This window comes from Allobranchiibius sp. CTAmp26, assembly GCF_017565405.1.
Classification (GTDB): Bacteria; Actinomycetota; Actinomycetes; order Actinomycetales; family Dermatophilaceae; genus Allobranchiibius.
On record NZ_JAGEKR010000012.1, the window covers coordinates 38,106 to 62,432 of the forward strand.

The following is a 24,327-nucleotide window of genomic DNA, read 5'->3' on the forward strand; positions in this document are numbered from 1 at the left end:
TGTCAGCGGATCTGTGGTGTCGGCGTCACTTTCCTGCTGACAACCGGCGGAGCGGTCGGGTCAGCGGCGCAGGCGCAGGCCGCGCGGGGTGGTGTGGAAGCCCGCCTTCTGCAGTGCGTCGGTGAGCGGCGACTGGGCACCGAGCACCGCGTCACCGTCGGCGGTGTGCACGGTGAGCTGCCCGAGGGCCCCTTCGCGGACGGCGAGCACCAGTGCGTCTGCGGCAGCCTCCAGCTCCGACTCCTCGCTCGACCAGCTGAGCAGCGATTTGCCACCCCGTTCGATGTAGAGCGCGAGCACTCCGTCGACGAGGACCACGAGCGCACCGGCCTTGCGCCCGGGCTTGTGCCCGCCCTCGGCCTCGGGCCAGGGCAACGCGGCGCCGTACGGGTTGGCCGGGTCCGCGGCGGCGAGTACGACGGCCCGTGCTGCTTCGGTCGGCGCCGGGGCGTCCCACGGGTTGCGGTGGCTGGTGATGGGTTTCGCACCCGCGCGCAGCCGGTCGATGGCTCCGGAGGTGGCGAACTGAGCGGCACCGAGCCCTTCGACGAAGTAGCCGCGGCGCACCCGGCCGGTTTCCTCGGCCGATGCCAGCACCTTGTAGATGACGGAGAACCCACCGGGCACCCCTTCGGCTGCGACCGAACCGCGGGTGACCACGCCGTAGCGGTCGAGGAGCACCTCGGTGGTGGCCAGAGCACGGAGCGTCGCATCGGTGTCCGCTACCGGCAGTGCCGACCAACGTCCGGCGGAGGTCGGTGGGCCGCCGCGAGTGGGCATCGCCGGGCGGCCAGCGCCCATCGCGCGCAGACCCGACCCGGGCCGTGCGTACCGGGTGCGCCGCGGACCGGACGTCTTCGCCTTGTGCGCGGTGCGGCCGCCGGCAAGCAGCGCGCGCAGCGGTGCCAGCGTGTCGCCGGTGACCCGCCCGGCCCAGACGAGGTCCCACAGGGCTCCGACGAGCGCGGTGTCGTCGGTGGAGTGTGCGGCGTCGGACAGGGTGCGGAAGAAGTACGCGCCGCCGGCACCGAGCGCGTCCATCAGCGCGGTGTGCGCCTCGGTCGGCTCGAGGGTCTCGTCGGCCGGGGCGAGCGTGAGGTGCGCGGTTTCGGTCAGGTGCAACGAGACCCACCCGTCGTCGCCAGGCAGCGCGGCGTGGCCCTGCCAGAGCACCTCGCCACTGGTGGTGAGCTCGTCCAGCAGCCCCGGTGTGTAACCGACCACGCGGGCCGGGAGCACCAGAGTCTCCAATGCGCTGGCGGGTACCCGCGCGCCGGCCAGTTGCTCGACGGCACGCAGCAGACCGTCGGCTCCGCGGGCGCGGCCTTGGACGCCTTGCCACGACGGCATGAACCTGGCCAGTTCGACCGCCGGGACCGGCTCGACCTCGGCACGTAGCGATGCCAGCGAGCGGCGCTTGAGGATGCGCAGCACCTCGCGGTCGCAGAACTCCAGGGCCGCACCCTCGCCGGACTGCACTCCGGGGCGGAACTCGCCCTCGACCAGACGGCCCGCGCCGACCAGCCGCCGCAGCCCGTCGTGGACCACGGCGCGCCCCAGGCCGAAGGACTCGGCGGCCTCCATGACGGTGAAGGGGATGTGGGTGCGGGCGTAGCGGGAGAGCAACTCACCGAGCGGGTCGTCGACGGGCTCCAGGAACGCGCCCGGCACACCCGGCGGCAGGGCGACCCCGAGGGCATCCCGCAGCCGCGAGGAGTCCTCGATCGCGGCGTACCGCACGGTCCCGCCCCAGGAGGGCTCGATGAGTCGTCGGGTGCTGATCAGGTCGGCCAGCCACCCGCGTACGACCTCCACTTCGCTGTCGCTGCGCTCGGTGACCTCCTCGAGCGTCAGAGGTCCGAGCACGCGCAGCAGGTCGGCGACCTCCTCCGCGTTCCGGGCGCGCCGGCCCTCGGCGAGCCGCTGCAGCTCTAGCCCGGTGTCGGTGACGACTTGGGGATCGAGCAGGTCGCGCAAGGAAGCGCCCTCGCTGGTGCCGAGCAGGTCGGACAGCAGCGACGGGTCGAGCGCGAGCGCAGCGGCGCGGCGTTCGGCCAGCGGAGAGTCGCCCTCGTAGAGGAACTGCGCGACATACCCGAAGAGCAGGCTGGCGGCGAACGGCGACGGCCGCGGGGTGTCGACCTGCACCATCCGGATGCGGCGCGCACCGATGTCACGCATCAGCTGGGTCAGCCCCGGCACGTCGAAGACGTCCTGGATGCACTCCCGGACCGCTTCGAGCACGATTGGGAACGACGGGTAGCGACTGGCGACCTCCAGCAGCTGGGACGCCCGTTGCCGCTGCTGCCACAGAGCCTGCCGCTTGCCCGGCTGCCGACGAGGGAGCAGGAGGGCGCGGGCCGCGCACTCACGGAAACGCGCTGCGAAGAGGGCGGATCCGCCGATCTGCTCGGTGACCAGCTGGTGCACTTCTTCGGGGTCGAGCGCTACGATCTCCATCAGCGCGCTTCCGAGCGACTGCTCACCCTCGTCGAGATCCAGGTCGAGCAGCCGCAGCACGATGCCGTCGTCGCCGTGCATGGCCTGCACCTCGAGGCCGAAGCGCTCCCGCATCCGGGCGGCGATCGCGAGCGCCCACGGTGCGTGCACACCGGCGCCGTACGGGGAATGAATGACGATGCGCCAGTCGCCGAGCTCGTCGCGGAAGCGTTCGATGACGATCTGCCGGTCGTGGGAGAGCTGGCCGGTCGCCTCCTGCTGCTCGCGCAGATAGGCGATCAGGTTGTCGGCGGCCCACTGGTCCAGGCCGGCGGCCTTGACGCGCTCGTGCGCCTTGTCGTCCGGCAGTGCGCCGACCTCACGGACGAATGCGCCCACAGCGGCGCCGAGTTCGGCGGGTCGGCCGAGCGAGTCGCCCTTCCAGAACGGCAGTTTGCCGGGCTGGCCGGGCGCCGGGGTCACCAGCACCCGGTCGTGGGTGATGTCCTCGATGCGCCAGGTGCTGGTGCCGAGGGTGAAGAGGTCGCCGACGCGGGATTCGTAGACCATCTCCTCGTCGAGCTCGCCCACCCGACGGCCGGGTCCGTCGCCGGAGGCGAGGAAGACGGCGTACAGCCCGCGGTCGGGGATCGTGCCTCCGCTGGTCACCGCCAGCCGTTGCGCGCCCGGGCGACCGGACAAGCTGCCGCCGACCCGGTCCCAGACGATGCGCGGCCGCAGCTCGGCGAACTCCTCGCTCGGGTAGCGGCCCGAGAGCATGTCGAGCACCGACTCGAGCACCGTACGGGCGAGGGTGCCGAACGACGCCGACCGCTGCATCAGCGCGAAGAGCTCGTCGACGTTCCAGTCGTCCATCGCGCACATCGCGACGATCTGCTGCGCGAGGACGTCGATGGGGTTGGCGGGCACCCGCAGGGCCTCGATGCCGCCGTCGCGCATCCGCTCCACCACGACCGCTGTCTGCACGAGGTCACCGCGGAACTTGGGGAAGACGACGCCGTGGCTGACCGCGCCGACCTGGTGGCCCGCGCGTCCGACCCGTTGCAACCCGCTGGCGACGCTCGGCGGTGACTCGACCTGGATGACGAGGTCGACCGCGCCCATGTCGATGCCCAGCTCGAGAGAACTGGTCGCGACGACCGCCGGCAGGGTGCCGGTCTTGAGTGCGTCCTCGATCTCGCCGCGCTGCTCCTTGCTGACCGATCCGTGGTGGGCGCGGGCAAGAACAGCCGGCGCACCCCGCGAGCTGCCCGCCTGTGCCATCACCTCGGCCGGGGGCCGCGAATCACCCTCTGCGACAGCCTCGTCCGCCTCGGCCGTGCGCTCCTGCCAGATCTCGTTGAGGCGCGTGGTCAGCCGCTCCGCAAGGCGCCGGGAGTTGGCGAAGACCAGGGTCGATCGATGTTCGGAGATGAGGTCGACGATGCGTTCTTCGACATGCGGCCAGATCGAACTGCGCTCCCGCGGACCTGCCGCGGCGCCGGTCAGGTCGTCGGTGGTCTGGCCGAGCTCGGACAGGTCCGGCACCGGTACGACGACGTCGAGGTCCCACTCCTTCGTCGACGGCGGCTGGACGCAGGTGACCGGTCGGCCGCCGGCGAGGAACCGCGCGACCTCGTCGACCGGGCGGACGGTCGCCGACAGTCCGACCCGTTGAGCGGGGGTGTCGAGCAGCGCGTCGAGCCGCTCCAGCGACACCGCCAGATGGGCGCCGCGCTTGGTCCCGGCCAGTGCGTGGACCTCGTCGAGGATCACCGTCTCGATGCCGGTCAGCGACTCGCGAGCGGCCGAGGTGAGGAGCAGGAAGAGTGACTCGGGAGTCGTGATGAGCACGTCGCTGGGGCTGCGGGTGAACGCGCGTCGCTCCTGCGCCGGGGTGTCGCCGGACCGGACGGCGACCGTCACGTCGGGTGGTTCGGCGCCTAGCCGGGTCGCCGCGTGGCGCAGTCCCACCAGGGGGGCGCGCAGGTTGCGCTCGACGTCGACCGCGAGCGCCTTCATGGGGGAGATGTACAGGACGCGGCAGCGTTTCTGCGGGTCCTTCGGCGTCACCTCCGCGGTCATGCGGTCCAGCGCCCACAGGAACGCCGACAGCGTCTTGCCGGAGCCGGTCGGCGCGACGACCAGGGTGTGCGACCCGCTCGAGATCGCGTCCCACGCCCCGATCTGGGCGGCCGTGGGCTCGCTGAAGGTGCCCGTGAACCATGCCCGGGTGATGGGGGAGAAGCGGTCGAGGACGTCGACGCCGTTGCTCATGACCCCGTCAGCCTGCCATCCGCCACCGACAAGCACTCCGCCGGTGAGCCGACCGCCCGATCAGGTCTGCAGGAGGGCCGGCTGCTGCTGGGTGATGCAGTGGATTCCGCCTCCGCGCGCGAAGATCTCGCGGGCGTCGACCCCGACGACGTCGCGCCCCGGATAGACCTGCCGCAGCACGTCGAGCGCGCGGTCGTCGTGGGCGTCGTCGAAGGTGCAGGCGATGACTCCGCCGTTGACGACCAGGTGGTTGACGTAGCTGTAGTCGACCGGTCCTTCATCATCGGAAAGAGTTGCGGGAGCGGGAATCTCGACGATTTCGAGTGTGCGTCCGGCTGCGTCCACCGCGCCACGCAGACCGTCGATCAGCCACCGGCTGACCGCGTGGTCGGGGTGGCCCGGATCCTCCTGGGAGTGCACCAGCACCACACCGGGGGACGGGAAGGTCGCCACGATGTCGACATGCCCCCGGGTGCCGAACTCGTCGTAGTCGCGAGACAGTCCGCGCGGCAGCCAGAGGAACGTGTCGACGCCGAGGCACCGCGCGAACTCGGCCTCGATGGACGCCTTCGTCGCGCCCGGATTGCGTCCCGGGTCGAGTTGCACCGTCTCGGTCAGCAGCACGGTACCCTCGCCGTCGACGTGGAAACCCCCGCCCTCGTTGACGATCGGTGACGTGACCGCCTCGGCGCCCGCGAGCCCGGCGACGTACCGGCCGATCCGCGCGTCGTGCTCCCAGCTGGCCCAGGACTGTGCGCCCCACCCGTTGAAGACCCAGTCGACGGCGCAGAGGCGCGAACCGTCGGCCGACACGACGAACGACGGGCCGATGTCGCGCATCCATGCGTCGTCGAGGTCGGTCTGATGCATCTCGACGGCCGGGTCGAGCAGGTCACGCGCGATCGCCGCGTCGGCCGGTGCCACGACCATCGACACCGGTTCGAAGCGGGCGACGGCATTCGCGACCGAGGCCCAGGTACGCCGAGCCGCGTCGGCTTCCGCGGGGGTGTCGCCGAGCGTGTAACCCTTCGTGGGGAAGGCCATCCAGGTGCGTTCGTGCGGCGCCCACTCCGGCGGCATCCGCCAGTCGCCGGCGGCCTGCACCGTCACTGCTCGACCGTGCGCTGGTGCTCCGGACGGATCGGCGCCGCGAGCGACGCGTAGGTGTCGGGACGGCGGGTGGCGAGGAAGGGGAAGAGGTCGAGCCAATCGCGACGCTGGGCGATGTCGAGGTCGGCCACCAGCACGCACTGCTCGTCACGCGGCGCCTGCACGAGCACCCGGCCGTACGGGTCGGCGACGAACGACGTGCCGTAGAACGTGATCAGTCCCTCGCTGCCGCAGCGATTCGGCGCGATCACGAAGAGGCCGTTGGCGATGGCGTGCGCGACGATCGTGTGCTGCCACAGCGGCTGGGTGTCGAACTCCGGGTGGTCCGGCTCCGAGCCGATGGCGGTGGGATAGACGAGGACGTCGGCGCCGGCGAGCGCGTACGACCGCGCGACCTCGGGGAACCACTCGTCCCAACACGTCGGCATACCCAGCTTGATCGCCGGATCGTCGACGATCGCGACGGGATAGGCATCGTCGGCGGGTCCGGGACGGAAGTACTTGTCCTCGTAGTACCCGGCGGTGACGGGGATGTGGGTCTTGCGGGTGCGCTGCACCAGGTCGCCGTCCGGCGAGACCAGGATCGCGGTGTTGAGGCCACGGCCGTCCTCGGCGTCGGCGCGTTCGTAGAGGGAGGCGTGCACGTAGACGCCGTGCTCGCGCGCGGCGTCGCGCGCGAAGCGCATCGTCGGCCCGTCGGACAGGTCCTCTGCGGTCTGCGACGCCAGGCCGGAGGGGAGGGTGTCGGCGGGGTAGCGCGACAGCGTGAGCTCGGGCAGGAACACGAAGCGTGCGCCGGCGTCCGCGGCCTGACCGATGCCGTCGTGCAGCGTCTGCGTCAGGCGCGCGGCGTCGGAATCCCAGGCGTGCTGGACCAGTCCGACGCGGACCGGCGCGTCGGACGGAGCAAGCACCCTCGCGGGGGAGTCGGGGACGGCGGGAGCGGTGATGAGGCGCATGGGTGAAGTATCGCGCGTCGCTCGGGCGGGCCGCGCCGAGTCGGCTGCTTCGCGCGCGTCCGTCGGGCACGCCGACGGCTGTCAGACTGGCGGCGTGCGATTGAGCGAGTTCTGGCGACTGATGGACGACGAGTTCGGCTCGGGCTACAGCCGGGTGCTCGCGCGTTCGCACGCGATCCACGCACTGCACGATCGCAGCGCGGACGAGGCCCTGGAGGACGGCGTGGGCCCGCGCGAGGTGTGGCGGGCGCTCTGCGTCGACCTCGAAGTGCCCCCCGAGCGGTGGCTCGGCCGCGATCTGCCGGGCGCCGAGACGAAGGAGCCGTAGGCGTGAAGCGGATGGTGAACGCCGCTCTGGACTTCCAGGTCGACGGGCCGGCGAGGATCGTGTTGGCCGTCGCGGCCGCCCGGTGCAAGGGCCTGCAGATCGACGAGTCAATGCGGATTACGCGTGACGGCGACGAGATCGACGTCCAAGAGGTGGAGGACACTCACGACGGGGTGCTGCATCTCTTCGAAGCGACGCCCGGCGCGTACCGGATGCGTTACGAGGCAACGGTTTCCGGCTACGAGGAGGACGGCGATGAGGGCACCGGCGCGCAGCTGGGCAACCAGGTGCCCAGCAGGTATGCCGAGTCCGACCGGCTCTTCGGGGTGGCTGCCGAACTCTTCGGCGACCTGGACGGGGTCGAGCTGGTGCTCGCGGTGCGGCAGTGGGTGCAGCGGCGCACGGCGTACGTCTCGGGTTCGTCCCGGCCGACCGACGGTGCGCTCGACACCTTCCTGCTCGGCAACGGCGTGTGCCGCGACTTCGCGCACCTGGCCATCGCGATCCTGCGTGCCCGGGGCGTGCCGGCCCGGCTGATCGCGGTGTACGCGCCCGGTCTGGACCCGATGGACTTCCACGCGGTCGTCGAGGTCTACGTCGAGGGGGCGTGGCACACGGTGGACGCGACCGGGCTCGCGCCGCGGCAGTCGCTGCTCCGGGTGGCGACCGGGCGCGACGCCGCGGACACCTCGTTCATGACCAGTTTCGGCGGCCCGGTGACACTGCAGGCGATCACGGTCGGGGCGGTCATCGACGGCCAGCTGCCGCAGGACAATCACACGGGCCTCGTCCGTTTGAGTCGCTGACGAAGCGCGGTAGGCGACCCGCTCCGTGGGGTTTTGCGTCGGTGGCCAGGGCTGCAGTACTGGCCGAGGACGTAAACCGCGCACATCGCGCGGTCGGGGTGGTGCGGCGGCGGCGTTCGAGACGCGTCGACGTACGGCGTGTCGCTTCGTACGCGTGTTCGGTCGCTGGTCTACGATTTCCACAGGTGCCCTCCCGGGGAGCTGCTTGTCCACACGTGCTGGACCGAGCCCGGTGGCTGTCGGTGGGGGCGCCTAGCGTCTGACCAGATCTCACGTCACCGCACGTTGACGCAGGGAGAAGGTCGACGGCAGGCGCGACCACCTCGAGCAGAGAGAAGCACCCGATGAGTCCAGCACCGGCCGGCCCCAAGCCCGGCGAGAAGGTCAAGGCCCTCGATGCCGTCATGGCGCAGATCGAGAAGGCGCACGGCAAGGGAGCGGTGATGCGGCTCGGCGACGACGTTCGTCCGCCGATCGACGTCATCCCGACGGGTGCGATTGCGCTCGACGTGGCCCTCGGGATCGGCGGGCTGCCGCGCGGTCGCGTGGTGGAGATCTACGGCCCGGAGAGCAGCGGTAAGACCACCGTCGCGCTGCACGCGGTCGCCAGCGCACAGCGTGCTGGAGGCATCGCGGCGTTCATCGACGCCGAGCACGCGCTCGACCCCGAGTACGCCAAGAAGCTCGGCGTCGACATCGACTCCCTGCTGGTCAGCCAGCCCGACACCGGTGAGCAGGCGCTGGAGATCACCGACATGCTGATCCGCTCCGGGTCGATCGACATCATCGTCATCGACTCGGTCGCCGCGCTCGTACCGCGTGCGGAGATCGAGGGCGAGATGGGTGACAGCCACGTCGGCCTGCAGGCCCGGTTGATGTCCCAGGCGCTGCGCAAGATCACCGGTGCGCTCAACAACACCGGCACGACCGCGATCTTCATCAACCAGCTGCGCGAGAAGATCGGGGTGATGTTCGGTTCGCCGGAGACCACCACCGGTGGCAAGGCACTGAAGTTCTACGCCTCGGTGCGCCTGGACGTGCGCCGGATCGAGACGCTGAAGGACGGTACCGACCCGGTCGGCAACCGCACCCGCGTCAAGGTCGTCAAGAACAAGGTCGCGCCGCCGTTCAAGCAGGCGGAGTTCGACATCCTCTACGGCCAGGGCATCTCTCGCGAGGGTGGCCTGATCGACATGGGCGTCGAGCAGGGCTTCGTGCGCAAGTCCGGAGCTTGGTACACCTACGAAGGTGACCAGCTCGGCCAAGGCAAGGAGAACGTCCGCACCTTCTTGAAGGACAACCCCGACCTGGGGGATGAGATCGAGAAGAAGATCAAGGAGAAGCTGGGCATCGGCCCGCAGGTCGACAAGCCCGCCGACGCAGTGGCGGCGGCGCCCGCCGAGGTGCCGGTCGACTTCTGAGATGACGACGCGGGGAAAAACCTCGCCGGCCCCCGAGACCGACCCGGAGCCGAACCCGCATGACATCGCGCGGGCCATCGTGTTGCGTCAGCTCACGATGGCCCCGCGCAGTCGCCGGCAGCTCGAGGACAAGCTGCGCACCAAGGGGTGTGACGACGAGGTGGCGCGGGTCGTTCTCGACCGGATGCAGGAGGTCGGTCTGGTCGACGACGAGGTGTACGCCGGCATGGTCGTGCGCTCCCAGCAGGCCGGTCGCGGGCTGGCCCGTCGCGCCCTGGCCCACGAGCTGCGGCGCAAGGGCGTCGACGACGAGACCGCGCAGGAGGCTCTGGAGCAGATCGACGACGAGAGTGAGCGGGACCGCGCGCAGGCGCTGGTCACCAAGAAGCTGCGCTCGATGCACGGGCTCGATGCCGCCGTGCAGACCCGCCGGCTCGCGGGAATGCTGGCGCGCAAGGGGTATCCGTCGGCCCTCTCCTGGTCCGTCATCCGCGCGGCGGTCGAGGACGCCCCGGAGCACCAGCGCGACTGAGGCGGATGCGCGACAATCGGTCGATGTCATCGGTGCTCCCGTTGCTCGCGGCCTGGTTCGTCGCCGTGGCGATTCCCGGACCGGATTTCGTCGCGGTGTTGCGCACCTCGGCCGCCCATGGCCGACGAGCTGGTCTGTCGGTGGCCGTCGGCGTCGTCGGCGGGATGGCGTGCTGGGCCACGTGCGCGCTGGTGGGGCTGAGCGCCGTCATCGCCCGCTACGAGCACCTCTACCTGGCGATCCGCGCCACCGGTGCCGTGCTGCTCTTTCTCTACGGCGTCCGGGTGCTCATAGGGGCCATCCGGGGCCACCACCACGACCCCACGGCTGTCGATGAGGGTCAGCGGGCGCGGTACGTCCACCGGTCCTACTGGCGACTCGGCCTCTTCACCAACCTCGCGAACCCCAAGGCGGTCGTGTTCTTCGGTGCGCTCTTCGCCTCGCTCCTGCCGCACGGGCTGAGCGTCGCCGGACGTGCCGGCGTGCTCGGTGCGATCCTGGCGATCGGGCTCGGTTGGTACGTCGTCGTCGCCTCCGCCGCGTCGTCGGCCCCCGTCGTAGCCGCCTACCGCAGAGCCGGGCGCGCCATCGACATGGTCGCGGGCACGGTCTTCGCAGTGACGGGCATCGCGCTCGTGCCGCGCAACTGACCCGCGCGGCGTAACGTCGCACGGGTGACTGTCACAGCCGATGCTCTGAGCTCACTGCACGACGTCCTCGACGCCTCCGCCGTCGTCAGCGACCCGGATCTCATGGCGAGCTACCTGCACGACGAGGCCGAGTGGGCGCCGTACGGCACGCCGCTCGCGGTGGTCCGGGCCCGCAGCACCGCCGAGGTGCAGACGCTGGTCCGCTGGGCTGTCGAGCACCGCACGCCGGTGGTGCCACGGGGCGCGGGGACGGGCCTGTCGGGAGGCGCGAACTCGCTCGAGGGCTGCGTGGTCGTCTCGTTGGACCGGATGAACGCCGTCCGCGAGATCGACCCGCTCGAGCGGCTCGCGGTCGTGGAGCCGGGCGTCATCAACGACGACCTGCGCAAAGCGGTCGCGGAGCACGGTCTTTGGTATCCGCCGGACCCGGCCAGCTCGCCGTGGTCGACCATCGGCGGCAACGTCGCGACCAACGCCGGAGGCATGTGCTGCGTGAAGTACGGCGTCACCCGCGATTACATTCGCGCACTGGAGGTGGTCACCGGCACCGGAGAGGTGGTCCGGCTCGGCCGGCGGACGGCCAAGGGCGTGACGGGGCTGGACCTGATGGGGCTGTATGTCGGCTCCGAGGGCACGCTCGGCGTCGTCACCGAGGTCACGGTCCGGCTCCTGCCGCTGCCGGACCCGGGCCACACCGTCATCGGCTACTTCGACGATCTGGCCAGCGCCGGTCAGGCCGTCCGCGACGTCGCGGCGCATGGGCTGACGCCCGCCGCGCTCGAGCTCGTCGACCGGGTGTCGCTGCAGGCCGTGGATGACTACGCGCACCTGGGCATCGGCGGAGAGGCGAACGTCGTGCTCATCGGCCGGTTCGACGACGCCGGCGAGGCGGGAGCCGCCGGCGCCGCGGCGATGCAGAAGGCGTTCAGCGGAGCCGGGGCGACATTCACCGCGGAGGCGGCCGATCCGGAGGAGGCGGAGGCGATGATGGCAGCGCGGCGGCTGGCCTACCCCGCCCTCGAACGGCTCGGCGACGTGCTGACCGAGGACGTGTGCGTGCCCAAGGCGGCCGTCCCGCAGATGCTCGAACAGATCGCCACGATCGCCGCCCGCTTCGACACGACCATCGCCAACATCGCGCATGCCGGCGACGGCAACCTGCATCCGTTGATGATCACCGAACGCGGTGACGAGGCGGCGAAGGCACGGGCCCAGGACGCGTTCACCGCGATCATCGACGCCGCTCTGGCCGCGGGCGGCACCGTCACCGGTGAGCACGGGGTCGGTCTGCTGAAGCGAGCGGGAATGGAGCGCGAGCTCGGGCCGGAGGTCGTCGCGATGCAGCGCGCCGTCAAGGCGGCGCTCGACCCGCACGGCATCCTCAACCCGGGCAAGGCGATCTGACCGGCGCACGCACGCCGTACCCTGGAGCGCGTTATGCGCACGTACGAGGTCCGCACCCACGGGTGCCAGATGAACGTCCACGACTCCGAGCGGATCAGCGGTCTGCTCGAGCATGCCGGGTACGTCGACCGGCTGACCCTGGCGACGGAGGGTCGCCCCGAGGCCGCCGATGTCGTCGTCTACAACACCTGCGCCGTGCGCGAGAACGCAGCGGACAAGCTCTACGGCAACCTCGGCTCGCTGAAACCGGTCAAGGACGCCCACCCCGGCATGCAGATCGCTGTCGGGGGTTGTCTCGCGCAGAAGGACCAGGGCGCGATCGTGCAGCGGGCGCCATGGGTCGATGTCGTCTTCGGCACTCACAACGTCGGGTCGTTGCCGGTGCTGCTCGAGCGAGCTCGTCACAACGCCGAGGCGCAGGTCGAGATCCTGGAGTCGCTGGAGACGTTCCCCTCGACGTTGCCGACCCGGCGCGACTCGGCGTACAGCGGCTGGGTGTCGATCTCGGTCGGCTGCAACAACACCTGCACGTTCTGCATCGTGCCGGCCCTGCGCGGCAAGGAGAAGGACCGCCGCCCCGGCGACGTGCTCGCGGAGGTGCGCGCGCTGGTCGAGCAGGGTGTCGTCGAAGTGACCCTGCTGGGGCAGAACGTCAACACGTACGGCGTGGAGTTCGGCGACCGCCTCGCGTTCGGCAAGCTGCTGCGTGCGTGCGGGGAGATCGAGGGCCTGGAACGGGTGCGCTTCACCTCGCCGCACCCGGCGGCGTTCACCGACGACGTGATCGACGCGATGGCGCAGACCCCCAATGTGATGCCGTCGCTGCACATGCCGCTGCAGTCCGGCTCGGACCGGGTGTTGAAGGAGATGCGCCGGTCCTACCGATCGGCGAAATTCCTCGGGATCATCGAGCGCGTGCGCGCCTCGATGCCCGACGCCGCGATCACCACCGACATCATCGTGGGCTTCCCGGGGGAGACCGAGGCCGACTTCGGCGAGACCCTGCGCGTCATGCGCGAGGCGCGCTTCTCCTCGGCGTTCACCTTCCAGTACTCGATCCGCCCCGGCACTCCCGCCGCCGACCTCCCGGACCAGCTGCCGAAAGCCGTTGTGCAGGAACGCTTCGAGCGACTCGTTGCGGTACAGGAAGAGGTCTCGTGGGCCGAGAACCGCACGCTGGAGGGCCGGCAGGTCGAGGTGCTGGTCGCTCCCGGTGAGGGTCGAAAGGACGCGGCAAGCGGCAGGATGTCGGGCCGTTCCCGCGACAACCGCCTGGTGCATTTTGCGGTCCCGGATGGCGCCGAGCGCGCCCGGCCAGGTGACATGGTGACGGTCGGTGTCACGTACGGCGCTCCGCACCACCTAGTGGCTGACTCTGGGATCCAGGGCGGCGCCTACTCTGTACGGCGTACGCCCGGTGGAGATGCGTGGGCCGCGCTGCAGGGCGGCGCCACGCCGGGGGCGACGGCAAAGCCGACGGTGACCCTCGGGATGCCGACGGTGGGCGTGCCCGCACCCCGAGCTGCCGCTGACGGTCCCGGCTGCGCCCGCTAGCGCATCCAGCGTCCAGGGCGGGGGTCTGCACGATGCCCCGGTGGACTGCGAGACGATGACGGGGATGGCCCAGACGACAGCTCCTGCCCCCGCCGGATATCGGCGCGGCGACGCCGGATATCGGCGGATCACCATGTCGCTGTTCGCAGCCGGGATGACGACCTTCGTCGCGATGTACGCCGCTCAGGCCGTGCTGCCCGCGCTGTCGGACGCGTTCGACGTGTCGCCCGCGGGTTCCGCCCTAGCGGTGTCGGCGACCACCGGCATGCTCGCGCTGGCCGTGATACCCGCCAGTGCGCTCTCGGAGCGGTTCGGCCGCACCCGGGTCATGACGATCTCGGCGCTGTTGACCGCGGTGATCGGCATCCTGCTGCCGTGGGTCGGGTCGTTCGGGCTGCTGGTGACGTTGCGCGGGGTGCAGGGGATCGCCCTCGCCGGGGTGCCCGCAACCGCGATGGCCTACCTCGCCGAGGAGGTGCACGCCCAGGATCTCGGCGCGGCCATGGGGCGCTACATCGCGGGTACGACGGTCGGTGGCCTCGCCGGGAGAGTGGTTGCCTCGCTCACCCTGGACCTGTCCACCTGGCGCTGGGCGCTGGAGGTCGCGGCACTGGTCAGCCTCGCGTTCACCCTCGTCTTCGTGCGCTTCGCGCCACCGTCCGTCTACTTCCAGTCGCAAGCGGTCGGCGTACGCCGGACGGCGGGCGCCGTTGCAGGGCACCTGCGCAATCCTCGACTGCTCGCACTCTTCGGCACCGCGTTCCTGCTGATGGGCGGGTTCGTCTCGATCTACAACCTGCTTGGATACCGTCTGCTCGCAGAGCCGTTCAGCCTGTCGCAGACCGTCGTAGGGCTGGTCTTCCTGATGTACCTGTCGGGCACCGCCTCCTCGGCTGCGGCGGGACGGTTGTCCGACCGGTTCGGACGGGTCGTCGTCCTGCTCGTCTCCGAGGGGACCGCGCTCCTCGGCCTCCTCCTGACCTGGACCACAGCGCTCCCCGTCGTGCTGACCGGGGTGCTGCTCTTCACCGCCGGGTTCTTCGCGGCTCACGCGGTGGCGAGCGGCTGGGTCAGTCGCATCGCGCACGACCACCGGGCGGAGGCGAGCTCGCTCTACCTCTTCGCCTACTACGCGGGAAGCTCCGTCCTGGGCGCCGCGGCGGGACTCGCGTACTCGGCGTACGGCTGGTCGGGTGCCGTGGCCTACGTCGGCGTCACCTTCGCGGCCGCCATGCTCGTCGCGGTGTGGCTGGGAATCAGCACCCGCTGACACACGATCGGTTCGGACATGCACATCGAGGCACATGTGCCCCGAGGTGCATGTCCGAAACCATCAGTCGCCCTTCACGTTCACGATCTGCCGGAGCGTGTGCTGCACCTGCACGAGGTCCGCAGCATCGGCCATGACCTGATCGATGTCCTTGTACGCCTGCGGGATCTCATCGATGAACGCGTCGGTGTCCCGGTACTCGATCCCGACCATCGCCTCCCGGAGCTGCTCGTGAGTGAAGGTCTTGCGCGCCCTGCTCCGCGAGAAACTCCGCCCCGCTCCGTGGGGAGAAGAGTTGAGGGACAGCGGATCTCCCTTACCGACGACGACGTACGACGCCGTGCCCATCGACCCGGGGATCAGACCCGGTCGCCCGGACTCAGCGTTGATCGCGCCCTTGCGGGACACCCACACCCGCTTGCCGAAGTGCCGCTCGACCTCGGTGTAGTTGTGGTGGCAGTTGATCCGATCGGCCTCCTGGACCGCCGCCCCGACCCAGTCGGCGAAGCAGGTGACGACCCGGTCCATCATCTCCTCCCGGTTGAGCAGGGCGAAGTGCTGCGCCCACCGCAACTGGTCGATGTAGGACCGGAACTCGTCGGTGCCCTCCACGAGGTACGCAAGATCGCGGTGCGGCAACGGGATCCACCACTTGGTGCACAACTTCTGGGCCACCTTGATGTGGTGCTGGGCGATCTTGTTGCCCACACCACGGGAGCCCGAGTGCAGGAAGAGCCACACCCGGTCCTGCTCGTCGAGGCTGATCTCGATGAAGTGGTTACCCGAGCCCAGGGTGCCCAACTGCAGGCGCCACCGGCGCAGGTGGGACGCAGGATCGAAGCCGGACTTCTGAGCGAGCTGCTCCAAGTCGGTGATCCGGACAGCCGTGTGCTCCCTGGTGATGTCCTTGTTCTGCACGCCGGCGCTGAGCGGGACGGCTGCCTCGATCGCCCGCCGCACGGGCGCCCGATCGGGCGGCAGTTGCGACGCGGTGAACTGGGTCCGCACGGCGATCATCCCGCACCCGATGTCGACGCCGACCGCAGCGGGGATGACGGCTCCCAGGGTAGGGATGACCGATCCGACGGTGGCGCCCATGCCCAGGTGTGCGTCGGGCATCAGAGCGAGGTGCGGGTAGATGAAGGGCATCCGGGACGTCTGCACCGCCTGATCCCTGGTGGTCGGCTCCAGGACCGTGGCCCAGTTGAGCAGCTTGTCGTTGATCTTCTCCATGACGCGATGACTCCGTCCTGTAACGGGTGCGGGTGGGTGGTGGCATGCGAAAGGGCGCCCGGCCGGTCGGCTGGGCGCCCTTGCGACGTACGCGGGTGTCAGTCGGTTCGGCCCTCGTGCGCGCGGCGCTCGATCGGGCCGTTGTGGGCCTCGACGCGCGCGGACGCACTCCTGCGTTCCCCCTCGACATACGCCGAGAACGGGCCGGTGTGCTGAAACTGAGCGTCCATGCGGCTCAGTGTGGTGTCAGCGAGGACGACCCCGCCACCGAATAACGACGCGAGTCAGGTGTGTCTGCCGGGCGGGGTCGGCACGAAAAAGCTGGTGCGCTCCTGATAGTCGCGGTAGCCGTCGCGTTCCGCCATCGACTTCTCGAGGCGTCGTGCGCCGGTCGCGACGACGAGGAAGAAGACCATGGCGACCGGTGAGAGCACCGTGAGCACCCCCGGCCAGACCGATGCGGCGACGAGGTAGACGCCCACCCACACGCATGCGTCCCCGAAGTAGTTCGGGTGTCGGGTCCAACCCCAGAGACCGCGATCCATGATCGTGCCCTTGTTCGCAGGGTCTGCTTTGAACGCGCTCATCTGCGCATCGCCGATCGCCTCGAAGGCGATGCCGAACACCGTCACGAGGGCACCGACGACCGCGACGACCCACCAGATCCCGCGCGGATCGTGGGTGACGCCTGCGACCTGCACCGGCAGCGAGATGAACCACTGCGCGATCCACTGGGTCACGAAGACGCGACCGATGACGGCGCCGGTGCCCTTGCCCTCGAGCAACTCGGCGTACCGGGGATCTTCCTCGCCGCCACGGCTGCGCTTCCAGATGTGGTAGGACAGCCGGGCACCCCAGCCGATCACCAGCACTGCCAACGTGATCCGTCGAGCGATACCGCCAGTGCCGAGCACCAGCGCGACCAGCGCGACCAGCGCGAGCCCCGATCCCCAGATGACGTCGACCACGTTGTAGCGGCCCTTCGCGCGACCGACGAAGAACGTCACGGTCTGCAGGACCGCCAGCAGCAGGAGGCTGACGCCGGAGACCAGCAGGAAGTCACCCACGTGGGTCGCTCCAGCTCGCCGGTCGGACGGCGGGCAGTGCGCTCATGCCGGACCTGCGCCGTACGGCGGTGATCTGGTCGACCCCCATCCGCCCCTCCTGGAAGGCCAGCAACCCACCCGCGAGGTAGAGCTCCCAGACGCGCACGACCTCATCGCCGACGAGCTTGACGAGTTGGTCCTTGGCCGCGTCGAACCGGCGCTGCCAGGCACGCACCGTCCAGACGTAGTGCTCACGCATGGCGTGCACGTCGCGTACCTCGAGCCCGGCACGCTCTAGGAAGGCGACGGTCTGACCGACCGGGCGCATTGTCATGTCCGGTGCGATGAACGCCTCGATGAACGGGCCACCGCCTGGGTGTTCGTCGTGACGCGACATCTGCTGGATCACGACGTGCGCGTCGTCGGAGGCGCAGCGCGCCAGGGTGTCGGCGTACGCCGCGTAGTTGCGTTCGCCGACGTGCTCGCCCATCTCCAGCGAGGCCACCGCGTCGAACGGCTCGTCGGCGATCTCCCGGTAGTCCTGCAGGCGGATCTCGACGAGGTCGCCCAGGCCCCGCTCGGCGACGCGAGCGTCGATGAACGCCTTCTGCTCCTTGGAGATGGTGACTCCGGTCACCTGCGCGCCGTACGCTGCCGCGGCGTGCAGCGAGAGCGAGCCCCACCCGCAGCCGATGTCGAGGAAACGCATGCCCCGGCGGGCATCGAGCCCCGCCTTGCGGCACACCAGGTCGAGCTTGTCGCGTTGAGCATCCTCCAGCGAATAGTCCTGCGACTCCTCACCGTTCAAGTCGGCACCGGTGACGTAGGCACTGGAGTACGCCATGTGGTCATCGAGAATGAGGGAGTAGAAGTCGTTGGACAGGTCGTAGTGATTGTGGATGACGTCACGGTCGCGGCTGACCGAGTGCAGCCTCCCGCGGACGGCGATCTGAGTCCTGGGCGCAGGAAGCGGCCGCCCCAGCACGCCGAACTCGCGCGCGAGCCGAGTCGCGTCGGCCAGGGTGCGGGCGGACGGCCGTCTGGGTGAGACCCCGCGCGCCGCGAGCGTCGCCCTCACCCGGGAGAGACCCTCGACGAGGTCGCCCTCGACGTCGAGCTCCCCCGTCACGTACGCCTGCGCCGCGCCGAGTTCGCCCGCATGCCAGAGCAGCCGACGGATCGCCCGTGGGCTGGCCAAGGTCACATGCGGCGCGTCCAGGGGCCCGGCCGCGCTGCCGTCCCATGCCGTCAGCCGTACGGGGAGCTCGCCGCCCGAGAGCGGAGCGACGAGGGCGGCGATGCGACCCGCGACGTCAGCGCCGGTGGGGGAGCTCATACGTCGGCATCCTTGGTGAAGGTCAGCTGGTGCACGTCGAGGTAGTCGGCGCGGAAGCCGCCCTCGCTGTAGCGCAGGTAGAACCGCCACATCCGGCGGAACGTCTCGTCGAAGCCGAGCTGCTCGAGGCGCTCGTGCGCGGTGTCGAACGTCTCCGCCCAGATCCGCAGGGTCTCCGCGTAGCTCTGACCCATCGGAAGGTCGTCACGCAGCGAAAGCCCCTGTCGCGCAGCGGTATCGCGCAACATCTCGACCGACGCGAGGGCACCGCCGGGGAAGATGTACTTGTGAATCCAGGTGTAGGTGTTCTTGGTCTCCAGCACCCGGTGGTGCGGCATCGTGATGGCCTGGATGACCGCCGTGCCGCCGGGAGCGAGCACCTGGGTGATCTTCGCGAAGTACGTGTCGAGATACTCAAGCCCGACGGCCTCGATCATCTCCACGGAGAGCACCGCGTCGTACTGGCCGAAGGTGTCGCGGTAGTCCCGCAGCGCGAGGTCGACGCTGGCGCCGAGTCCGGCGTGGTCGATCTTGCCCTGCGCCCACGCGAGCTGCTCGCTGGAGAGCGTCACGGAGTCGACGCGCGCTCCTCGTGCTGCGGCTCGCAGGGCGAGTTCGCCCCAACCTGTGCCGATCTCGAGCACCCGGCTGCCTTCGCCGACGCCGGCCTGGTCGAGCATCCGGTCGATCTTGCGGTGCTGCGCGGACTCGAGCGACTGTGCGTCGACGGGACCGTCGATCAACGCCGCCGAGTAGGTCATCGACGGATCCAGGAACGTCGCGAACATGTCGTTCGAGAGGTCGTAGTGCCGCTCCACGTTGCTGCGGGAGTTGGCGGTCGACGGCTTGTCGGCGAGCGGCTTGCGCGTGAGGTACGCCGATCGCAGCCGCTTGAGGGATGTCGGCACGAGGTCGTCGATCCCGCCGGCGAACGCGGCGATCAGGCCGGCGAGGTCTTCGCTGTCCCACTCGCGTGCGAGGTAGGACTCGCCGAAGCCGATCAGTCCACCGGTGCCCATCCGGCGCATGAGTGCGCGCGGACGGTGCACGTGCATGGTGGGCGCGGCGGGGTCGTCGGCGCAGCCGCCGAGGGTGACGCCATCCGGCATGACGACGCGGATCGCGAGGCGTGCGACGGCCCGACGGAAGAGCCCACGCGTCACGCTCTCAGCAGCAGTTGCCTTGAGGCTACGAGGGATTCGTACGACGTCCGGCCACCGGATCGGGTCGATCCCCGTGGTTGAGGGGTCGGACAGGGCGGTCATACTGCCTCCTGAGGCGCGTGGTGTGGGCGAGGTTGGATCGGCAGCCTCCGCGACCACAACCGCACTCCGTGCAGATGGATCAGGGTGGTGACGAGATAAGAGGCTAGGGGAGTGGCGACGGCCGCCTTGAGCACGTCGCCACGACCGCGTACGCGCCGACCGGTCCAGGTGGTCGCGAACGGTCGCTGATCCGCACGGCGCAGCGTGATGGCGACGGCGAAGTCGTCGTCCGGTTCGGGCAGGGACATCGTGTATTCGCCGTCGGTGTCGTTGAACGGCGAGACGTAGAAGTCCTTGCCCACCCGCGCACGACCACGGTCGTCGGTGCGCAGCAGGTAGGCGTGCCGCTCGCCGTAGGTGTTGTGCACCTCGGCGATCACACAGCTGAGCACGCCGTGCTTGTCGCGACACCAATAGATGCTGACCGGGTTGAAGACGTAGCCGAGAGAGCGGGCCCCGGTGAGGACGCGCACCGTGCCGCCTTCGAGATCGATTCCGTGCGTTGCGGCAAAAGCTGTCACATTGTCACGCCACGATCCGCGCGGGTCGCCGAGGTGATCGGACGCCTTGAAACGGGTGAATACACTGGCCCACCAGGGCAGCTCGGGTGGGTGTTCGGAGCTGCCCAGCTTGTCGAGGTCGACGAGGTAACTGATCCCGGGGTAGCTGAATCCGTGCTTGAGCGGGGAGGTGCGCTGATGGCGTACTCGCGTGAGGTAGGCGGTCGCCGAGGGGTGCGGGCTCACTCCCACGTCCCGCCGAGACGGGTGGCCGCCTGCAGACCCGAGAGTGCGCCGTCCTCGTGGAAGCCCGAACCGTGGTAGGCGCCGGCGAAGGCGACGCGCTCGTCGGACAGGGAGGGGAGCTCGCGCTGCGCCCGGAGCGAGCCCAACGAGTAGAGGGGGTGCTCGTAGGTCATCTGGGCGATCACGGTGCGCTTGTCGACCCGGTGCTCGCCGCCGAGCGTGACGAGCATCCGGGTGCCGTCGGGGCTCGGCAACCGCATCAGACGGGTGAGGTCGTAGGTGACGACGACGCCGGTCTCATCCTCCGGCGACAGGTAGTTCCACGAGCCCCAGGCGCGCGGGTTGCTCGGCAGCACCAACGAATCCGTGTGCAGCTGTGCGGTGTTGACCGAATACGGCATCGCGCTGAACACTCGCTGCTCGTCCGCGGTGGGCTGGGCCAGCATCGCGAGCGCCTGGTGGGGATGGGTAGCGATGACGACACCGTCGTACACCTCGCGGCTGCCGGCGAAGTCGCCGACCTCGACACCATCGGCGAGTCGGCGGACGGACGCGACGGGGGTGTTGAGCAGCGTGCGGTGCAGCCCGGAGACGACCCGGTCCACGTAGACGCGGGACCCGCCCGTCACCGTGCGCCAGGTCGGCGATCCGCTGACGGTCAGCATGCCGTGGTGGTCGAGGAACGTCAGCAGTGCGCGCGCGGGGTACTCCAGCGCCACGTCCGGCGGGCACGACCAGACAGCCGCGATCACCGGGCGGATGAAGTTCTCGGTGAAGTCGCGCCCGTAGGTCGACTCCCCGAGCCAGTCCTGCATCGTCACATCATCCTGCTCCGGGGCGTCGAGCAGCGCTCGGGCGCGACGGTGGAATCGTTTGACGTCGACGAGCATCCGGCAGAACCCAGGACGCGACATCGTGCGGGCGTCGGCGAGGATGCCGCCGAGACCCTTGCCCCCGGCGTACTGGAACCCGGTCTGCGGCACGTAGACCGACATGCTCATGTCGGTCGGCTGGGTCGGGACGTCGAGCTCGCGGAAGAGCCGCTGCAGCGTGGGGTAGGTACGGTCGTTGTGCACGATGAACCCGCTGTCGACGGCGACCGTGGTGCCGTCGGGCAGGGGTACGTCGTGGGTGTGTGCGTGACCGCCGGGTCGCTCATCGGCCTCGTACAGGCTCACGTCGCCATTCTTGCTGAGGACGTGCGCGGCCGTTAGTCCGGACACACCGCTGCCGATCACGGCGAACCTGCGCGGTGACATGGGTGCTCCTCGTGGGTGGGACGTCGGTGAACTACTGGTGATTCGAGACGACGCAGATCACGGATGGGTACGGCCGGCGGTGAGGCGTACGTCACATCGGCTCGGCGTCGGATACTTCCCCCATGGATGCGGGTGGAGCAGCGGTCGTGGTCGCGGTGGTGGGAGCGACCGCCACCGGTAAGTCGCACCTGGGATTGCACCTGGCCGACGCCCTCGGCGGCGAGATCGTGAACGCCGACGCCTCGCAGCTCTACCGCGGGATGGACATCGGGACGGCCAAGCTGCCGATGGCAGAACGACACGGCATCCCCCACCACCTGCTGGACGTGTTGGACGTTCGCGAGGAGTCCACGCTCGCGGCGTACCAGGAGCGCGTCACCGTGGCCATCGACGACGTGTGCGCCCGTGGCCGTACGCCGATCCTGGTCGGTGGTAGCGGCCTCTACGCGCGGGCGGCGCTGGATGTCTTGGAGATCCCACCGACCGACCCCGCTGTGCGCGTCGCATGGGAGGACCGGCTGGAGACCGACGGCCCGGACGTGCTGCACGCACAGCTGCGCGAGCGGGACCCCGCGGCAGCCCGCGCCATCGGACCGGCGAACGGCCGGCGGCTCGTGCGCGCCCTGGAGGTCATCGAGCTGACCGGTCGACCGTTCAGCGCCACCATGCCGACCCGCACGTACCGCCGCCCGGCGGTCCAGGTGGGGCTGCGAGCTGACCGGACGCTGCTGCACGACCGGATCGGTCATCGCGCGGCGCAGATGTGGGCCGACGGGCTGCTGGGGGAAGTGCGCGGCCTCGATGCTCAGGGCCTGCGGACCGGCCGGACGGCAAGCCGGGCCATCGGGTACGCGCAGGCGCTGCGGCAGCTCGACGGAGTGCTGACGCAGGATGAGGCGATCAACGAGACCGCCCTGTTCACAAGACGATTCGCCCGTAGACAGGTCGCGTGGTTCAGGGCCGACCCGCGGATCACCTGGCTCGAGCACGACGATCCGGGTCTCACCGAGCGCGCGCTGGAATTGATCCGGGCCGTACGTCCGTGACAATGGCACGCATGCCGACCGTCGATTTCGTCAAGGGCCACGGCACGATGAACGACTTCGTGCTGGTGGCCGACCTGGACGGTGCGCTGTCGCTGACCGCCGCCGACATCGGCTTCCTGGCCGATCGCCACGCGGGCATCGGCGGCGACGGCGTCATCCGGGTGACCCGTACCGCCTCGGTCGCGGACGCCCCGGCAGACATCGACCCACAGCTGTGGTTCATGGACTACTACAACGCCGACGGGTCGGCCGCCGAGATGTGCGGCAACGGCACGCGGGTCTTCGCCCGCTACCTCGTGGAGCACGGTCTGGCGAGCGGGCCGTCGTTCGACATCGGCACTCGCGCGGGCGTCAAGCGCATCGATCTGGTGGGCGACGGATACAGCACGGACCTCGGACCCTGGAGGCTGTCGCGCGTGGACGAGGCCACCGAGCGGGGGATGGACGCGGTGGTCCAGGTGGTCGGCGCACCCGATGCGCTGCCCGCGCTCAGCCTCGACCTCGGCAATCCGCACACCGTCGTCGCACTGCCGCCGTCGGTGGATCTCGGCACGCTGGACCTGCAGCTGGCGCCACGGGTGGACCCGCGTCCGCACGACGGCACGAACGTGGAGTTCGTGCGCGCGCTCGGCCCCGGGCACATCAGCATGCGGGTCTTCGAGCGCGGGGTGGGGGAGACCCTCAGCTGCGGCACGGGGGCGGCGGCCGCGGCCCTCGCCACCTGGTGGTGGAGCGGGCAGTCGCCCGACGAGCTCTCCTGGGTCGTGGACGTCCCTGGCGGACGCCTCGGCGTGCGGATCAGCGACGACCGGGTGTCGTTGTCCGGGCCGGCCGCGCTGGTCGCCGACGGCCGGGTCAGCCTGCCCGGCTGACCCGCAGGATCCGGTAGCCCTTCTCACTCGTATGCCGGGTGGTCACCAGCCCCTGGTCCGCGAACTCCGCGGTGAGCCAGCGATGCAGGGAGTCCGAGCCCAGGTTGCGCTGCACCACGAGATAGGCGTCACCCGTCGGGCTCAGTCGCGGCAACCAGGTGCTGAGCAGGTCGTGCAACGCGGCCTTGCCGACCCGGATGGGCGGATTCGACCAGATCAGGTCGAAGCGCAGGTCCGTGGGTACGTCGTCGGGAAGCTCCGCGCGTACGCCGTCCGCTCCGATGGCGGCGGCGTTGCGGCGGGTCAGATCGAGCGCTCGTTCGTTGACGTCGACCGCGTGAACGCTCGCCTGGGGCGACCGCAGGGCGAGCGTCAGCGCCACGGGCCCCCAGCCGCACCCCAGGTCGAGGAATGTGCCGGTGGCCGGCGGCTGCGGAGCGTGGCGCAGCAGTACCGACGTGCCCTGGTCGATGCGGTCGGGGGAGAAGACGCCGCGGGCGACCTGCACGGCGTACGTCGTGCCGGCGAGCGGGATGTTGATCGTGCGGCGATCCGCGTCACTGGCGGGTTGCGCGGTGAAGTAGTGCTGATGTTCCTCTGAGTCCGCCACGCGAGCACGCTACCCACCTCCCGGGACTGGACAACCCGCGGGTTTTCGGACCATCGACGTTTGGGGCCGAGCGGGCCGAAACGAGACTCGGCGCGGGGCTGGGCCGCGCATTTGGGGTCGAGCGGGCCGAAACGAGACTTGGCACGGGGCTGGGCCGCGCATTT

The 24,327-nt window shown here is 70.1% G+C and carries 21 protein-coding genes; 10 read left to right on the forward strand and 11 right to left on the reverse strand.

All coding sequences use genetic code 11. From position 1 onward, the window contains the following. Window positions 1–60: 60 nt before the first annotated feature. The 3 genes from J4030_RS08515 to J4030_RS08525 are packed head-to-tail and all read right to left on the reverse strand — an operon-like array spanning window position 61 to window position 6,785. Window positions 61–4,716: an ATP-dependent helicase gene (locus J4030_RS08515; protein ID WP_208048799.1), complete on the reverse strand. Its 4,656-nt coding sequence runs from the start codon at window positions 4,714–4,716 to the stop codon at window positions 61–63. Window positions 4,717–4,776: 60 nt separating this feature from the next. Continuing rightward, on the reverse strand, window positions 4,777–5,796 hold the full coding sequence (locus tag J4030_RS08520; protein WP_208049025.1) for an agmatine/peptidylarginine deiminase: 1,020 nt from the start codon (window positions 5,794–5,796) through the stop codon (window positions 4,777–4,779). A 26-nt stretch (window positions 5,797–5,822) separates the two neighbouring features. Then, window positions 5,823–6,785 (reverse strand): nitrilase-related carbon-nitrogen hydrolase, encoded by a 963-nt coding sequence (locus tag J4030_RS08525; RefSeq protein WP_208048800.1) that lies wholly within the window; start codon window positions 6,783–6,785, stop codon window positions 5,823–5,825. 94 nt (window positions 6,786–6,879) lie between these two features. Between J4030_RS08525 and J4030_RS08530 the strand changes: the two genes are divergently transcribed. The 8 genes from J4030_RS08530 (at window position 6,880) to J4030_RS08565 (ending at window position 14,750) form a co-directional block, all read left to right on the forward strand. Further along, entirely contained in the window at window positions 6,880–7,113 is a 234-nt protein-coding gene (locus J4030_RS08530; protein WP_208048801.1) for a DUF3046 domain-containing protein, read from the forward strand. A gap of 11 nt (window positions 7,114–7,124) precedes the next feature. Next, window positions 7,125–7,919 (forward strand): transglutaminase family protein, encoded by a 795-nt coding sequence (locus J4030_RS08535; RefSeq protein WP_208049026.1) that lies wholly within the window; start codon window positions 7,125–7,127, stop codon window positions 7,917–7,919. 344 nt (window positions 7,920–8,263) lie between these two features. After that, the gene (gene recA, locus J4030_RS08540; protein WP_208048802.1) at window positions 8,264–9,340 is read left to right on the forward strand and encodes a recombinase RecA; all 1,077 of its coding nucleotides are present in this window, start codon (window positions 8,264–8,266) and stop codon (window positions 9,338–9,340) included. A 1-nt stretch (window position 9,341) separates the two neighbouring features. Further along, the gene (locus tag J4030_RS08545) at window positions 9,342–9,872 is read left to right on the forward strand and encodes a regulatory protein RecX (protein WP_208048803.1); all 531 of its coding nucleotides are present in this window, start codon (window positions 9,342–9,344) and stop codon (window positions 9,870–9,872) included. Between the two features lie 23 nt (window positions 9,873–9,895). Next, complete coding sequence (locus J4030_RS08550) at window positions 9,896–10,522, forward strand: LysE family translocator (RefSeq protein WP_208048804.1); 627 nt, start codon at window positions 9,896–9,898, stop codon at window positions 10,520–10,522. A 24-nt stretch (window positions 10,523–10,546) separates the two neighbouring features. Continuing rightward, window positions 10,547–11,926, forward strand: coding sequence for an FAD-linked oxidase C-terminal domain-containing protein (locus J4030_RS08555; RefSeq protein ID WP_307864621.1), 1,380 nt, complete (start codon window positions 10,547–10,549; stop codon window positions 11,924–11,926). 33 nt (window positions 11,927–11,959) lie between these two features. Then, window positions 11,960–13,480 carry a tRNA (N6-isopentenyl adenosine(37)-C2)-methylthiotransferase MiaB gene (gene miaB / locus J4030_RS08560; RefSeq protein ID WP_208048805.1) on the forward strand — a complete coding sequence of 507 codons (1,521 nt, stop codon included), beginning with the start codon at window positions 11,960–11,962 and terminating at the stop codon, window positions 13,478–13,480. A 64-nt stretch (window positions 13,481–13,544) separates the two neighbouring features. After that, window positions 13,545–14,750, forward strand: a complete 1,206-nt coding sequence (locus J4030_RS08565) for an MFS transporter (RefSeq protein WP_243763071.1) — start codon at window positions 13,545–13,547, stop codon at window positions 14,748–14,750. A 63-nt stretch (window positions 14,751–14,813) separates the two neighbouring features. On the opposite strand, the gene J4030_RS08570 is transcribed toward J4030_RS08565, so the two are convergent. The 7 genes from J4030_RS08570 to J4030_RS08595 all read right to left on the reverse strand — a co-directional run bounded on the left by J4030_RS08570 (window position 14,814) and on the right by J4030_RS08595 (window position 21,635). Continuing rightward, window positions 14,814–15,983: an RtcB family protein gene (locus tag J4030_RS08570; protein ID WP_208048806.1), complete on the reverse strand. Its 1,170-nt coding sequence runs from the start codon at window positions 15,981–15,983 to the stop codon at window positions 14,814–14,816. Between the two features lie 98 nt (window positions 15,984–16,081). Beyond that, window positions 16,082–16,213, reverse strand: a complete 132-nt coding sequence (locus tag J4030_RS18250) for a hypothetical protein (protein WP_279538123.1) — start codon at window positions 16,211–16,213, stop codon at window positions 16,082–16,084. A gap of 54 nt (window positions 16,214–16,267) precedes the next feature. Continuing rightward, window positions 16,268–17,050, reverse strand: coding sequence for a DUF1295 domain-containing protein (locus J4030_RS08575; RefSeq protein ID WP_208048807.1), 783 nt, complete (start codon window positions 17,048–17,050; stop codon window positions 16,268–16,270). After that, the gene (locus tag J4030_RS08580; RefSeq protein WP_208048808.1) at window positions 17,043–18,365 is read right to left on the reverse strand and encodes a cyclopropane-fatty-acyl-phospholipid synthase family protein; all 1,323 of its coding nucleotides are present in this window, start codon (window positions 18,363–18,365) and stop codon (window positions 17,043–17,045) included. Before J4030_RS08580 ends, J4030_RS08575 begins: the two co-directional genes overlap by 8 nt. Next, on the reverse strand, window positions 18,362–19,630 hold the full coding sequence (locus J4030_RS08585; protein ID WP_208048809.1) for a cyclopropane-fatty-acyl-phospholipid synthase family protein: 1,269 nt from the start codon (window positions 19,628–19,630) through the stop codon (window positions 18,362–18,364). Before J4030_RS08585 ends, J4030_RS08580 begins: the two co-directional genes overlap by 4 nt. Then, the gene (locus tag J4030_RS08590) at window positions 19,627–20,376 is read right to left on the reverse strand and encodes a DUF1365 domain-containing protein (RefSeq protein ID WP_208048810.1); all 750 of its coding nucleotides are present in this window, start codon (window positions 20,374–20,376) and stop codon (window positions 19,627–19,629) included. The genes J4030_RS08585 and J4030_RS08590 overlap by 4 nt, the downstream gene beginning before the upstream one ends. Beyond that, window positions 20,373–21,635, reverse strand: a complete 1,263-nt coding sequence (locus tag J4030_RS08595; RefSeq protein ID WP_208048811.1) for an NAD(P)/FAD-dependent oxidoreductase — start codon at window positions 21,633–21,635, stop codon at window positions 20,373–20,375. Before J4030_RS08595 ends, J4030_RS08590 begins: the two co-directional genes overlap by 4 nt. A 122-nt stretch (window positions 21,636–21,757) precedes the next feature. Here J4030_RS08595 and miaA point away from each other — a divergent pair, with 122 nt between their 5' ends. Both miaA and dapF read left to right on the forward strand, forming a co-directional pair. Then, complete coding sequence (gene miaA, locus J4030_RS08600) at window positions 21,758–22,681, forward strand: tRNA (adenosine(37)-N6)-dimethylallyltransferase MiaA (RefSeq protein ID WP_208048812.1); 924 nt, start codon at window positions 21,758–21,760, stop codon at window positions 22,679–22,681. Window positions 22,682–22,692: 11 nt separating this feature from the next. Further along, window positions 22,693–23,553, forward strand: a complete 861-nt coding sequence (dapF, locus tag J4030_RS08605; RefSeq protein ID WP_208048813.1) for a diaminopimelate epimerase — start codon at window positions 22,693–22,695, stop codon at window positions 23,551–23,553. Here dapF and J4030_RS08610 read toward each other — a convergent pair. Next, complete coding sequence (locus tag J4030_RS08610; RefSeq protein ID WP_208048814.1) at window positions 23,537–24,163, reverse strand: class I SAM-dependent methyltransferase; 627 nt, start codon at window positions 24,161–24,163, stop codon at window positions 23,537–23,539. The two genes, dapF and J4030_RS08610, sit on opposite strands and share 17 nt — an antisense overlap. Between the last annotated feature and the right edge of the window lie 164 nt (window positions 24,164–24,327).

What these genes read in the sequence shown, in the direction of transcription:
- J4030_RS08595 (WP_208048811.1), bottom strand. Translation starts at nt 21,635, where the DNA reads ATGTCACCGCGCAGGTTCGCCGTGATCGGCAGCGGTGTGTCCGGACTA.
- J4030_RS08565 (WP_243763071.1), top strand. Translation starts at nt 13,545, where the DNA reads ATGGCCCAGACGACAGCTCCTGCCCCCGCCGGATATCGGCGCGGCGAC.
- dapF (WP_208048813.1), top strand. Translation starts at nt 22,693, where the DNA reads ATGCCGACCGTCGATTTCGTCAAGGGCCACGGCACGATGAACGACTTC.
- miaB (WP_208048805.1), top strand. Translation starts at nt 11,960, where the DNA reads ATGCGCACGTACGAGGTCCGCACCCACGGGTGCCAGATGAACGTCCAC.
- J4030_RS08535 (WP_208049026.1), top strand. Translation starts at nt 7,125, where the DNA reads ATGGTGAACGCCGCTCTGGACTTCCAGGTCGACGGGCCGGCGAGGATC.
- J4030_RS08515 (WP_208048799.1), bottom strand. Translation starts at nt 4,716, where the DNA reads ATGAGCAACGGCGTCGACGTCCTCGACCGCTTCTCCCCCATCACCCGG.
- J4030_RS08570 (WP_208048806.1), bottom strand. Translation starts at nt 15,983, where the DNA reads ATGGAGAAGATCAACGACAAGCTGCTCAACTGGGCCACGGTCCTGGAG.
- J4030_RS08520 (WP_208049025.1), bottom strand. Translation starts at nt 5,796, where the DNA reads ATGCCGCCGGAGTGGGCGCCGCACGAACGCACCTGGATGGCCTTCCCC.
- J4030_RS08585 (WP_208048809.1), bottom strand. Translation starts at nt 19,630, where the DNA reads ATGACCGCCCTGTCCGACCCCTCAACCACGGGGATCGACCCGATCCGG.
- J4030_RS18250 (WP_279538123.1), bottom strand. Translation starts at nt 16,213, where the DNA reads ATGGACGCTCAGTTTCAGCACACCGGCCCGTTCTCGGCGTATGTCGAG.
- J4030_RS08525 (WP_208048800.1), bottom strand. Translation starts at nt 6,785, where the DNA reads ATGCGCCTCATCACCGCTCCCGCCGTCCCCGACTCCCCCGCGAGGGTG.
- J4030_RS08550 (WP_208048804.1), top strand. Translation starts at nt 9,896, where the DNA reads ATGTCATCGGTGCTCCCGTTGCTCGCGGCCTGGTTCGTCGCCGTGGCG.
- J4030_RS08580 (WP_208048808.1), bottom strand. Translation starts at nt 18,365, where the DNA reads ATGAGCTCCCCCACCGGCGCTGACGTCGCGGGTCGCATCGCCGCCCTC.
- recA (WP_208048802.1), top strand. Translation starts at nt 8,264, where the DNA reads ATGAGTCCAGCACCGGCCGGCCCCAAGCCCGGCGAGAAGGTCAAGGCC.
- J4030_RS08545 (WP_208048803.1), top strand. Translation starts at nt 9,342, where the DNA reads ATGACGACGCGGGGAAAAACCTCGCCGGCCCCCGAGACCGACCCGGAG.
- miaA (WP_208048812.1), top strand. Translation starts at nt 21,758, where the DNA reads ATGGATGCGGGTGGAGCAGCGGTCGTGGTCGCGGTGGTGGGAGCGACC.